Source organism: Spirosoma sp. KCTC 42546 (genome assembly GCF_006965485.1).
Lineage (GTDB): Bacteria > Bacteroidota > Bacteroidia > Cytophagales > Spirosomataceae > Spirosoma.
This window is the reverse complement of sequence record NZ_CP041360.1, coordinates 4,620,688-4,633,391: the sequence shown is the minus strand read 5'-3', so window position 1 is coordinate 4,633,391 and position 12,704 is coordinate 4,620,688. Positions and strand designations below refer to the sequence as shown.

Below are 12,704 nucleotides of genomic sequence, written 5' to 3'. Positions count from 1 at the left end.
CAAAGGGCGCAAGGGTAAGCGCAAAGAATGCAGAGGAAGTCTAAAGTTTTGAGTTTTTTTGCTCATTCACTTTGAAATACAAAGTTCTTTGGTAATTTTGCTCGCATACTATAAAACAGAACAGACATGGCTATTAAGAACCAACGCCTTACGGGTATTTTGTTAGCAATAGCAACGCTTTTGCTCATTCCATTCATCGCGATGCAGTTCACGAATGAAGTGAACTGGACACTATCTGATTTTGTCGTTGCGGGTGTCCTGCTATTTGGCACGGGTCTCCTGATTGAGCTTGTTTTGAGAACAGTAACCACCGCGAAGCACCGCATCGCGCTGTGTGCAGTTATTCTGGTAGCCCTGCTCCTTATCTGGATAGAACTGGCGGTCGGTATTTTCGGGTCTCCAATTGCCGGAAGTTAGGTTAAAACATAAACGTTAACATCTATGAAAAGCAAAGCAGGTATACTGATTGGTTTTGTCGTAGGTCTAACAGGCTTTCTCTTCCTGTTTAAACTAATCGTCCTTGATCATACCTCCCCTGAGGACGAACTCGCTCCGGGAATAGTCGTGCTTGCTTCAATCCTGAGTGGAGTACTCTTTGCGTTTGCCGGTCGTTTACTACAGAATTATTTTGGTAAGTGGAGGTATTAGGAGGGTAGGGCTGGTATGGGCTTTGTAATTTTCGTGCCAAACTGCCTGATATAAAATTCGTATATAGCCGGTTTTTCTTCAAAAAGATTGTCCAGCATGTTTTCTGTATAATAAGCAGAAGGCTTCGCCAGCTTGCCCATATAGCTTTTCATAGCCGCCTAAATTATTTATATAGTCATTCAGTTGTTTATTAGTCAATGTCGTTGTCAATTGAAGGTCTGAGACTTTGAACGGGAATTGACTGTTATTGGGATTTGGTGTGTGTAAAAATAATGCGTCGCTGTGGCTATCAAAATCGAGTACTATAGCGTATAACTGAAAGCCCTTTTTTAGTATTTTAGTTTTTTCAACGAGTAAGTCAAAGTGCCTAAACAGCTTATCTAAATGTGGTCTTCGTCTTTTAAAGCTATCGTTACCATAGCCTTTCCAGTCAAAGTGTAAATGCCAATTGTCAAACCAAGTTTCAGGATTGTCAAAGTCAAGCCACTTTGCTTTGTCAAGATCATTTTCTGACGCAAGACTTTTATAATATCGTCTAAGTCCTCTCTGTTTTTTGATTCCGTTCATCTGTTTTGGGCTGGGACATAAAATTGGATATAATGTTACTGACCTTTGCGTAACTTAGAACTGACATTAAAGGACACTATGGACAGTATTGCCAAATATATTAGCGAAGAAAGGGATGTTCTCTACTTACGGGGAGCCGAGAAAGCAGAAGAACGGATTGTGAAAAACTTACTGACAAAGCTATCGTTGAGTGCCGAGCAAATCGCTGACATTGCGGGTGTTCCTGTTGAATTTGTAAACGGTATTCAACAAAAACTTGCTGCCAGTAAGTAATAGCGTTACAGCTGATAACTCACCACGTAACTTTTCCCTTTCTCCACCATCAGCTCATACAGCCCGGCACTCACCGCCCGCACGTCACCCTGTTTGCAAACGGGTTTGGTTTTGCTTTTAAACCGGAGCGTCCCAATGCCGGCAGCACCCGTTACTTTGATTTCTTTAGCACTGCAATACACGCTGACGTCACCGTCTGGAGTCGGCACTTTACCGTCAATCCATTGTAGACCACCGAGCTGGGGCTCAATTAAATAGGTCGCGTAGGCGGGGGAGGTTGGTTTTACGCCCAGGTAGTATTTGCCCAATAGATAAATGGGGCTGGCGCCCCAGGCGTGGCAAAGGCTTTTCCCGAAGTCGCGGCCGTACATCGCATAGTGTTCAGCGCCCTTTTTCGAGGGATTGTATTCTTCCCAGAAGGAAGTCGCTCCCAGATTAAGCATGCCGCCCCAGTAATCCTTGATTTCTTTGGTCACATACGTTTGCTCACCGAGGGCGCAGAGAGCTTCGAGCTCGTAGAAACGCATGTAGGGGGTGGTTATTTTTGGAATGTTGGGATTCAGTAGAACATGTTGCTTAACGGCCTGTTTTTGAGATTCATCCAGGTAATTGAAGAAGATAGCAAACATGTTGGCGTAGCGCGTTACGTTGTCGGTAGGCATGCCGTCAATCCGGCTGTGTACGAGCGCGTGTTTGCTCTCGTTCCAATAAGCATTGAAGAGCTTCCCCTTTACGTCGGTAGCTAACTGATTGTACTTTGTCGCGTTGGGGGTATCGTTCACAATGTTGGCGCAGAGGGCCATTGTTTCCAGACTTCGGGCAAACAGCAACTGCTCAAAACTGACCTCGCCTTTCTTGCTCAGCCCATCCGCCCAGTCGATAAATACCCAGTCGCCCGCGAGCCCTTCCAGCAGGCCATTTTTATTCCGACGCGACAGGCAGTAGTCCATCAGACTTTGCATGCGTGGGTAAAACTGCTGGATAAAGGTTTTGTCTCCCGTGTATTGGTAGTAGTCGTAAATGCCTATAAACCAGTAAAAAGTATAGTCCATAATGGTATTGATATGGCTCGTAACGGGGTCTTTGCCACGTAGTGCCAACAACGTCCGCGTTACCGAAGGCGAGTCGAATAGCAGGTAGTAATTCATCAGGTAACTCTGCGCGGCATCGCCCGACCATATCCAGCGGTCGCGTTTGATCCCGTCGATGAAAAACTCGCGGGTATTCAGGTGAAGCGTATAAGCCGCAACGTCATATATTTTGTTGATCTGCTCGTCGGAACACCGGAAACTGCCCCGATCGGCAACGGGCAGAAACTCGTACAGCATGGAAACGCCATCCATCGAGACACTCCCATCGAACTGGATATTCACATACCGAAACGCTTTGGTCAGTTCCATGGTCGAATCGCGCTTCTGCGTCTGGTCAATTTGCAGATTATCAGTCGTTTCGCAGGTTGCCGTGGCCAGCGCTTCTTCCTGCGATTCGCCGTAGTAAATCATGACGTTGCCCTTACCCGACAAGCCTTTCAGCCTGATAAACCCAAAGGTCTCTTTGCCGAAATCAAGTAGGAGGGAGCCCGCTTTTTTGTCCACCTTTACGGCTTCTAACTCTTTGGTATTCAGTTTGAATTTGGACGGAGGCAGTTGCGGATCAGTAAAATTCCAGGAACCCGCTTTGAGCCAGGTTGTTCCCGACTGATCGGAGGCTTTGCCGGTTTCGTCAATCCATTCTTTGTCCTCAAATGTCACTAACCAGCTATTGTCTGAAACCACGTTTTGGCCTCGTACATAAATAGACGGAACCCGATCCTGGCAGAAGACTTTCAGGCTTACTTTATGCTTTCCGGCCGGTACCGTAATCCGCTTCGGATAACCCGAAAACGCCTTTCCATCGATCTTGACATTGTACTTACCTTCCACAAACAGGTCAACTTCCTCGGCTTGCGCCAGGTCGAAGTCCTTGTGAAAATCGATCAGGTTATAGTGGCTGTCCAGCTTCCAGAAAGGAGGGAGGAACGTACCCCGTTCCGTGCGTCGGTTCTGCATGTTGTTGCCTAACCAGATCTCAAAATCGCCCGGATACCAGATCCAGGTCGCCTGTTTCTGGGCAAAGCCAGGCGAAACAAACACGAAGAGTAGGCAGACGAACGAAAAGGCTTTTTTCATGTGTAGGAGTTGGAGTATGATACCAAAACGCAAAAGTAGCGACCATTTAGAAAGTAAACGAAAGTATTCGCGTTATTTTTAAATTGGAGCTGTGTATAACACTAAAATGGCTTCATTCGTAATGTATTTAGCTTAGATTTGTACCACATTTGCCCGATACAATCTGGTCAATTTTCCGAAAGTTCAGCGTTCACAGGGAATGGATGAACGTTATATATTTACTTTTTCTTTCTTTTGTTTTCTATTTATTGTTTTTACCTTTGTCTGGATAGCCAGATGAGCTTCTGTTCAGCTAGCTATTGAATTGACGTATAGCGATCTTCTAAACCATGAGCGTAAAGCCAAGTACCCCCATTACCTTAGGCGTTATTATTGGTAACCGGGACTTCTTTCCCGATAAATTAGTTGGCGAGTGCCGAGCCGATCTGCTGGAAGCCTTTCAGAAAGCGGGTGTTAAACCCATTATGCTCGATGAATCGACAACCAAGCTCGGCGGTGTTGAAACGTTTCAGGAAGCCCAGAAATGCGCTGAACTGTTCCGGAAACATGCCGATGAGATTATGGGCATTCTGGTCGTTCTACCCAACTTCGGAGATGAAAAGGGGATTGCCGAAACGCTGAAATGGGCTCGTCTGGATGTACCGGTTCTTGTTCAGGCCTATCCCGATGATTTGAATCGACTGGATGTGGCTCGTCGGCGGGATGCGTGGTGTGGCAAAATCTCGGTTTGCAATAACTTCTATCAGTTCGGGATTAAGTACTCGCTGACCACCAAGCATGTGGTGCATCCGTCAGACCCGAGCTTCCATACCGATCTGCTCAACTTCATGGCCACCTGCCGTGTTGTGAAAGGCTTGCGGAACGTTCGGATTGGGGCAATCGGGGCTCGTCCGGGCGGGTTCAATACGGTTCGCTACAGTGAGAAAATCCTCCAGCGTAACGGGATTTCGGTCGTAACCGTCGATTTATCGCAGATTCTGGGTAATGCCAATAAACTGACCGCAGCCGATCAATCGGTAAAAGATCGGCTCGATGCCATCAAGGCGTATACGCCAACGGGCCGGACACCGGATGATAAGCTCGTTCAGATTGCCAAGTTAGATGTAGTGCTGAATGACTTTATGGCTGAGCATTCGCTGGACGCTACGGCCATTCAGTGCTGGACATCGCTTCAGCAAAATTACGGCTGTAACGTCTGCACGAGCATGAGCATCATGAGTGAGAACATGCTCCCCAGCGCCTGCGAAGTGGATGTAACGGGCACCCTGAGCATGTACGCCATGCAATTGGCATCAGGTTCGCCAAGTGCACTGGTCGACTGGAACAACAACTACGCCGACGACGAAAGCAAGTGCGTTCTGTTCCACTGCGGCAACTGGGCTAAATCGTTCTTACCCGATATTGAAATCAGCACAGCTCCGATTTTAGGAACTTCGGTGGGTGAAGAGAATACGTATGGCGCATTAGCCGGTCGTACGCCAGCGTCTCCACTTACCTTCGGGCGCATCAGCACCGACGATCCCAAAGGCATCATAAAAGCCTACGTGGGCGAAGGCGCGTTGACCGACGATGCCCTGAATACCTTCGGTAACCGGGCTGTTGCTCAGATCGATAATCTTCAGGGGCTGATGCAATATGTGTGTCGGAATGGCTTCGAGCACCATGTGGTGATGAATGCCTCGAAAACCGCGGGTATTCTGAAAGAAGCAATGGAGAACTACATGGGGTGGGAGGTTTATTCACATTAATTCACCCCTAAATCCCCTAAAGGGCAGGGCTGTTAAGTGCTATCGTCTTTACCCCCCACCCCCTAAAGGGGGAGTACTCCGAAGTGGATTTTCTCCCCCTTTAGGGGGTGGGGGGTAAAATAAGCTAACAAAAGAGGCTGGTTAAGTAAAGAAAATTCAGAACTTAACAGCCCTGCTCTTTAGGGGATTTAGGGGTGAGGCAAGCGAACAGAAATCCAATTTTAGGTAGTTTTTAATACTATCAAAAACAAACCATCCATGAAAAAAGCCCTCATCTTTTTAGTCCTTTTGTCGAGCGTCGCCCAGGCACAGCAAAAAGAAATTCGGATTTACGATGGCCCGGCACCCGGTTCTGAAAAATGGAATTGGGATGAGAAAAAGAACAACAAAAACGCCATTAACCTGATGACGATTTACAACGTCGTCAACCCAACAATCACGGTTTTTCCGGCAGACCCATCGGTTGCGAATGGAACTTCGGTGATTATTTGCCCTGGTGGCGGGTTTCATTTCTTAGCCATTGATAATGAGGGAAATGACGTGGCGAAATGGCTGGCTAAAAAAGGAGTTACGGCCTTTGTCCTGAAATACCGCACGGCTCATATTAACACCGACGATCCGTTTGCCGATATGATGGCGAGCCTGAACGGCCCACGTAAGGCTGAATGGGAGACCGAGAATAAAGCCACCATCCCATTGGTTATTGCCGATGGGAAAGCGGCCATTGCTTATGTTCGGAAACACGCTGCTGAGTTTAACGTAGCCCCGGATCGGATTGGTATTATCGGGTTTTCGGCGGGTGGTACGGTAACGGCTTCGTCGGCCTTTAACTACGCAGCCGCCAATCGACCTGACTTTGTCGCACCGGTTTATGCGTATATGCCCGCTGCGCTCCAGAGCGAGGTGCTGCCCGATGCACCGCCGATGTTTCTTGTCTGCGCATCCGACGATCAGCTAAATCTGGCTCCTCATAGTGTTGATCTGTACAGTAAATGGCTGGCTGCCAAGCGCCCGGTCGAAATGCATATGTATATGAAAGGTGGGCATGGCTTCGGCATGAATAAACAGAATATACCCACCGATACCTGGATTGAACGCTTCGGTGACTGGCTCAATCAACAGGGTTTATTAAAGCCAAAACCATAGATGATTCGTATGAAATGGCTCCTGAATAGTTTCGTATTGATCTGGGTATTGATGAGTTTGCCTGCCGTTTTGGTGGCTCAGTCCAGTCCGAAAGTGCGTGTGCTGGTGCTCACGGACATAGAGGCTGATGTGGATGATGCGCAGTCACTTGTGCGTTTTCTGGCCTATGCCAACGAATTTGATATTGAGGGACTGATTGCCACCACCTCAACCCACCAACGACATCGGCTAGCGCCTGAAACCATTCATAGGCTGTTGGATGCCTACAACAAGGTTCAGCCGAACTTATTGAAGCATGCCAAAGGCTACCCAACGGCTGCGGAGCTAAAGAAGAAAGTCAGGAAGGGACTGGCGGTTTATGGAATGGAGGGCGTTGGTGAGGGGAAAGACTCGGAAGGATCGGAATGGATTATCCAGACACTGGAAAAGCCGGACAACCGGCCCTTGTGGGTACCCGTTTGGGGCGGTCCCAACTGCCTGGCTCAGGCACTGTGGAAAATCCAGAAAACGAAATCGGCAGCGCAGGCGTCTCAACTCTATAAAAAGTTACGCGTCTATACCATCTCCGATCAGGATGATTCCGGTCCCTGGATTCGCAAAAACTTTCCTGATGTCTTCTTTATTGTCAGTCCCGGCGGAAATTACCGAAATGCTACCTGGATCGGTATTACTGGTTTTATGCCAGGGGCCAATAATGAAGTAACCAGTAACGACTGGCTTGCCCAGCATATTCAGCAGGGACATGGGCCGTTGGGGGCCGAATACCCCGATGTTGCCTATGGGATGGAAGGTGATACGCCAGCCTTTTTGGGCCTGATTCCCAATGGACTAAATGATCCTGAGCATCCAAATTTCGGCGGCTGGGGTGGCCGTTACGAGTTATATACTCCCAAACCAGAACCGCAGCAACCGAGTCGACCCATGCGTACGCAGGGAGGAGAACTTGTAACCGGCCCGGTATCTGGTACCGAAACCCGCCCCATCTGGACTAATGCCGAGGATACCTATTCGCCAATGAAATCGTCCCGATGGGGGAGGCCTGTGGTGGCCGATACGGCTAAGTATACCAGCACGCAGGTAACACTGTGGCGTTGGCGGGAAGAGTTCCAGAACGATTTCGCGGCTCGCATGGACTGGATGGTTAAGGACTATAAGGGGGCTAACCACCCGCCGGTTCCTAAGCTGAATCACCCGGATGTTCTGAAGGTAAAATCGGGAGATATTTTCGGGCTGAATGCCGATGGTAGCTCCGATCCGGATGGCGACGCGCTGAGTTATTACTGGTTCCAGTATCCGGAGGCAGGGACTTATAAGGGTGTCATTCGGTTTGCCCCATTTCAGCCTAACCTGGCCAATCTCCACACGGTTGTGGCCCCCGAGGTGGATAGCCCCCAGACCATTCATTTTATTCTGAAAGTGACAGATAAAGGAACGCCAGCTCTGACGCGCTATAAACGAGTCATTGTCCAGGTATCTCCTAAATAATAGTATGATTCTGTTGATTCTATAGTTTCTGTTGATGATAAACTTGATAACTACAGCCGCGGGTGGCATAGCAGGCGGCTCATCAAAATCAATAGAATCCACAGGATCAATAGAATCTAAAATTAATAGCTATGACGGTCAATGAATTAGCCAAAAAGTCGGTGCAGTATCGCCGGAATATTCTCAAATACATTGTTGGGGCAAACGCCGGGCATACGGGCGGTAGCCTGTCCTGTATCGACATTCTGAATGTGCTGTATAATAACGTTTTGAATGTCAGTCCCGAAACAGCCAAATCGCCCACCCGCGACCGGTATATTCAGAGCAAAGGCCACACAGTCGAAGCACTCTATGTGGTGCTGGCCGACAAAGGATTTTTCCCGGAATCGGATCTGGAAACCCTGTGCAAATACAAATCACACTACATTGGTCACCCGACCAAAAAAGTAGCTGGTGTTGAGCAGAATACAGGGTCGCTTGGGCATGGCATGCCGTTAAGCGTCGGTACGGCTATATCGGCAAAGCTGGATGGTCTGGCGTATCGGGTATTCACGCTCCTGGGCGATGGCGAACTGCCCGAAGGTTCCAATTGGGAAGCCGCTTTGTTAGCGTCTCACTATAAGCTCGATAACCTCTGCGCCATCGTCGATAAGAATACCCTACAGATTTCGGGACCAACGGCCGACGTGTGCAGCACCGATCCCCTCGACAGGAAATTCGAAGCCTTTGGCTGGTCGGTTCGGCAGGTGGATGGACACGATTTTCAGGCCTTGACCGACGCCTTTGATGCGTTGCCCTTCGAACCCGGAAAGCCTAGTCTGATCATTGCCAATACCGTAAAAGGTAAGGGCGTAAGCTACATGGAAAACCAACTGAAATGGCACCACGGCGTACCCAACAACGAACAGTACGAACAGGCACTGGCTGAATTGAGTGAATGAGCGATTAGCCAGGCCGCTGGTGCGGTGAATAAAAAATCAATGAAAAAAGTAGAAACAATGAATTTTCGACTGTGGAGCCTTGGCCTGAGTCTGAGCCTGATAACCTCATTGGCTTCCCTCGGCCAACCGAAGGGCCTGGCGGCTGTGGAACCCCGAATGCGCGTCATCGTGGACAACGATTTCAGTGGAGACCCCGACGGTTTGTTCCAACTGGCTCATTTACTGATGTCGCCCTCGGTAGAGATTCGGGCTATTATCGGCTCGCATTTAAATGCTCGTGATGGGTTTGATCCTTCGAAAACACAGGCCGATAATGCCGCCAAAAAGGCGCGGGAGGTGTTACAAACGATGAATGTGACCAAAACTATTCCCGTCTTTGCGGGCTCAAATACCGCGATGGTGAATGACAGTACACCCGTAAAAAACGAAGCGGTCAACTTCATCATTCAGGAAGCCTTACGTACCGATACGAAAACACCCCTGTACGTGGTTTGCGGGGCCGGGCTAACTGAAATTGCGTCGGCTGCGCTGACCAACCCTCAAATTGCTAGCAAACTGACACTCATCTGGATTGGTGGCCCTGAATACAGTGAATTAGCCCTGCCTCCACCGGGTTATTCGGAGGTTGAGTACAACCTGAACATCGACCAGGCGGCTGCTCGGGCGGTCTTCAACCGATCTATGCTGCCGTTGTGGCAAATACCCCGAAACGTGTACCGGCAATGCCTGCTGTCATACGCCCAACTGCTGACAAAAGTGAAGCCACGGGGCCAGATTGGCGCTTACCTGAGTGGAACGCTGGAGACGTTGATGGCACGGATTCAACGATTTATCAATATTGGCGAAACCTACATTCTGGGCGATAGCCCGCTGGTGTTGCTTACAGCCCTCCAGTCGTCGTTTGAGCCAGACCCTTCGTCGAGTCAGTACGTGATTCGGCAGGCTCCGCGCATCAATCCGGCCGGAACCTACGCCCACAACCACGCCGGAAGACCCATTCGAGTGTATACATTCCTGGATACGAACCTGATGTTTAGTGATTTTTTTGCCAAACTGGAACTGATGAGTGGTCAGTAATAGTCAGTTGCTGCGCGTCATGGGTGGTCAATAAGCTGTCATCTGTATCTCGGCACCCAATGACAAAAAATGCCCACGAATGACAACCAATGACGCGCGGCAAATGACCCCCAATGACTATGAATGACAATCTTTTGACAATACAACCATGGGAGAAGTAAGTACAGTAGTCGATAAAAAGAGTCAGCCTGACGTGGCGCGGGCTAACCTGGATGTCTTTTCCACTACGCTTCAGGAATTAGCGGCTACCGATAAACAGATTCTGGCCGTCACCAGTGATTCGCGTGGATCGGGTAAACTCGTGCCGTTTGGTCAGAAATACCCAGCTCAGATCATTGAAATCGGTATTGCCGAACAAAATCTGGTGGGCGTAGCGGCTGGCCTGGCGTCAACGGGCAAGAAAGTTTTCGCCGTATCGCCCGCCTGTTTCCTGACAGCGCGGTCGTTCGAGCAAATCAAAACCGACGTGGCTTATTCCGATAATCCGGTGAAACTCATCGGTATCAGTGCGGGGGTAAGCTATGGAGCGTTGGGCTCAACTCACCACAGCCTGCACGATTTTGCGGCTCTCCGGGCGGTTCATAATTTGATCATCGTAGCCCCCGCCGATAATTTCGAAACCGAACAGGCGATTCGCCTAGCTGCCGAAACGGAGCATCCAATCTACATTCGGTTCGGGAAGAAAGCGATGCCGCTATTATCAGAAGAGAATCGGCATTTTGAGTTTGGTAAAGGGCGCATCGTAAATGAAGGCGATGAGTTGATACTGGTTGCAACGGGTGAAACGGTTTATCCCGCGCTTCAGGCAGCCCGTCAGTTAGAAGCTCTGCATGGCATCCGGGCAACGGTCATCAGCATGCACACGATCAAGCCGTTGGATTATGACTTGTTAGCAGCCGTAGCCGCTAAAGGTTGCCCGATTCTGACGGTCGAGGAACATAGTGTGTTTGGTGGACTTGGCGAGGCTTGTGCATCATTTCTGATGATGAATGGGTTTCGTAATCGCTTCAAGATCATGGGTATTCCTGATGAATACACGGTTACGGGCTCGCAGGTAGAGATTTTTAACCACTACGGTTTGTCGGAGAGTGGTATTGCGAAAGAAGCGCTGACGTTGATAGATAAGTAGATTAACCCCTAAATCCCCTAAAGGGGACTTTGTTTAAGAGTGAGCCAAGTCCCCTTTAGGGGATTTAGGGGTTAAGGCAAGCTTCTAAACCTTTATCCTAAACCCATGAAAACCCTACTTCCTTTTCTCCTTATAGCGTTATCATTCATATCCAGCCATGCCCAGCAACCCGCTCAAAAACTCCGGGTTCTAGTATTAACGGATATCGAAAACGAACCGGATGACGCCCAGTCGATGGTGCGTTTTCTGACGTATTCGAATCAATGGGATGTAGAAGGTTTGATTGCGACGACGTCGGTCCATCAGCCGAATCGGGTTGCGCCGGAAAAAATAAAGCAGATTGTAACGGCTTACGGGAAAGTAAGAACTAACTTATTGCTTCACGAGAAGGGCTATCCTGAAACCGCTTATCTGCTGAGCGTTATCAAGCCGTCGATTCCCAAGTACGGTATGGAAGCCGTCGGGCCGGGTAACGATTCCGAAGGGTCGGAGTGGATTATTTCGGTAGTCGATAAGAAAGACAATCGGCCGGTCTGGATTCCGGTTTGGGGTGGGGCTAACTGTCTGGCGCAGGCGCTCTGGAAAGTTCGTCAGACCCGCATGCCCGATGAGGTTGATCAATTTGTGGCCAAGCTACGGGTGTACACCATTTCGGATCAGGACGATTCCGGCCCCTGGCTCCGCAAAACCTTCCCGAATCTGTTTTACATCGCCAGTCCCGGCAGGCATGCGGGTGGTGCGTATCATTATGCCACCTGGAGCGGAATCAGTGGCGATAACTTTCACGGCCGGTTTCGGGGTGGCGATTTCAGCATCGTCGATAATCCCTGGTTAGATGAGCATATCCGTAAAAATCATGGCCCGCTGGGTGCCGAACACCCCTTTACAAAATTCCTGATGGAGGGCGATACACCTAGTTTTTTAGGGTTGATTAACAACGGATTAAGCGATCCCGAACATCCGAATTATGGAAGTTGGGGTGGTCGCTATGAATTTTATACCCCCCGAACCCGCAAGTGGTTTTACGAACCCGAAACCCGTCCGTTCTGGTCAGATGCGGAAGATGAGGTGATGGGAGCAGACAGCGCCTGGCATACCAGTAATAAAGCCACGATCTGGCGTTGGCGCAAAGCCTACCAAAACGATTTTGCCGCCCGCATCGACTGGTCTGTCAAACCGTATAAAGAGGCCAATCACCCGCCCATTGCGAAGCTTGGACACGCTAACGAATTGCGAGCCAAGAGTGGCGAAAAAGTCATGCTGAGTGCCGATGGATCGACCGATCCCGATGGCAATGCCTTAACCTATGACTGGATCTATTACCGGGAGCCGGGCTCGTTTGAAAGCAACCGTATACTTGAGGTACAGGATAAACAGAAAATGAACGCCTTTATCGTAGCGCCAAAGGTCGATAAACCTGAAACGCTTCATGTTATTCTAGCCGTGACCGATACGGGAACACCAGCCCTGACCCGTTATCAGCGGGTGATTGTAACAGTGTTTCCATAACCTGATAGACCGC

Annotated in this window: 12 protein-coding genes; 10 read left to right on the top strand and 2 right to left on the bottom strand. The window is 49.3% G+C overall.

The window, feature by feature from the left end; genetic code table 11:
- The first annotated feature begins 126 nt into the window (after nucleotides 1-126).
- Together EXU85_RS19050 and EXU85_RS19045 are read left to right on the top strand one after the other, a co-directional pair.
- Entirely contained in the window at nucleotides 127-417 is a 291-nt protein-coding gene (locus EXU85_RS19050) for a hypothetical protein (RefSeq protein WP_142773608.1), read from the top strand.
- Nucleotides 418-441: 24 nt separating this feature from the next.
- Nucleotides 442-648 carry a hypothetical protein gene (locus EXU85_RS19045; protein ID WP_142773607.1) on the top strand — a complete coding sequence of 69 codons (207 nt, stop codon included), beginning with the start codon at nucleotides 442-444 and terminating at the stop codon, nucleotides 646-648.
- Between the two features lie 78 nt (nucleotides 649-726).
- Here EXU85_RS19045 and EXU85_RS19040 read toward each other — a convergent pair whose 3' ends face one another.
- The gene (locus tag EXU85_RS19040; RefSeq protein WP_142773606.1) at nucleotides 727-1,215 is read right to left on the bottom strand and encodes a hypothetical protein; all 489 of its coding nucleotides are present in this window, start codon (nucleotides 1,213-1,215) and stop codon (nucleotides 727-729) included.
- A gap of 78 nt (nucleotides 1,216-1,293) precedes the next feature.
- On the opposite strand from EXU85_RS19040, the gene EXU85_RS19035 reads away from it, so the two are divergent.
- The gene (locus EXU85_RS19035; RefSeq protein ID WP_142773605.1) at nucleotides 1,294-1,488 is read left to right on the top strand and encodes a hypothetical protein; all 195 of its coding nucleotides are present in this window, start codon (nucleotides 1,294-1,296) and stop codon (nucleotides 1,486-1,488) included.
- 5 nt (nucleotides 1,489-1,493) lie between these two features.
- Here the strand turns inward: EXU85_RS19035 and EXU85_RS19030 are convergent, their stop codons facing one another.
- On the bottom strand, nucleotides 1,494-3,656 hold the full coding sequence (locus EXU85_RS19030) for an alpha-rhamnosidase (RefSeq protein ID WP_210422385.1): 2,163 nt from the start codon (nucleotides 3,654-3,656) through the stop codon (nucleotides 1,494-1,496).
- A gap of 329 nt (nucleotides 3,657-3,985) precedes the next feature.
- Here EXU85_RS19030 and EXU85_RS19025 point away from each other — a divergent pair, with 329 nt between their 5' ends.
- The 7 genes from EXU85_RS19025 to EXU85_RS18995 all read left to right on the top strand — a co-directional run bounded on the left by EXU85_RS19025 (nucleotide 3,986) and on the right by EXU85_RS18995 (nucleotide 12,691).
- Nucleotides 3,986-5,404: an L-fucose/L-arabinose isomerase family protein gene (locus EXU85_RS19025; RefSeq protein ID WP_142773604.1), complete on the top strand. Its 1,419-nt coding sequence runs from the start codon at nucleotides 3,986-3,988 to the stop codon at nucleotides 5,402-5,404.
- Nucleotides 5,405-5,662: 258 nt separating this feature from the next.
- Entirely contained in the window at nucleotides 5,663-6,550 is an 888-nt protein-coding gene (locus EXU85_RS19020; protein ID WP_142773603.1) for an alpha/beta hydrolase, read from the top strand.
- Between the two features lie 9 nt (nucleotides 6,551-6,559).
- Complete coding sequence (locus tag EXU85_RS19015) at nucleotides 6,560-8,035, top strand: DUF1593 domain-containing protein (RefSeq protein ID WP_142773602.1); 1,476 nt, start codon at nucleotides 6,560-6,562, stop codon at nucleotides 8,033-8,035.
- Between the two features lie 131 nt (nucleotides 8,036-8,166).
- Complete coding sequence (locus tag EXU85_RS19010; RefSeq protein ID WP_142773601.1) at nucleotides 8,167-8,976, top strand: transketolase; 810 nt, start codon at nucleotides 8,167-8,169, stop codon at nucleotides 8,974-8,976.
- A gap of 39 nt (nucleotides 8,977-9,015) precedes the next feature.
- On the top strand, nucleotides 9,016-10,053 hold the full coding sequence (locus EXU85_RS19005; protein ID WP_142773600.1) for a nucleoside hydrolase: 1,038 nt from the start codon (nucleotides 9,016-9,018) through the stop codon (nucleotides 10,051-10,053).
- Between the two features lie 148 nt (nucleotides 10,054-10,201).
- Entirely contained in the window at nucleotides 10,202-11,182 is a 981-nt protein-coding gene (locus EXU85_RS19000; protein WP_142773599.1) for a transketolase family protein, read from the top strand.
- Nucleotides 11,183-11,287: 105 nt separating this feature from the next.
- Nucleotides 11,288-12,691: a DUF1593 domain-containing protein gene (locus EXU85_RS18995; RefSeq protein WP_142773598.1), complete on the top strand. Its 1,404-nt coding sequence runs from the start codon at nucleotides 11,288-11,290 to the stop codon at nucleotides 12,689-12,691.
- The last annotated feature ends 13 nt before the right edge of the window (nucleotides 12,692-12,704 follow it).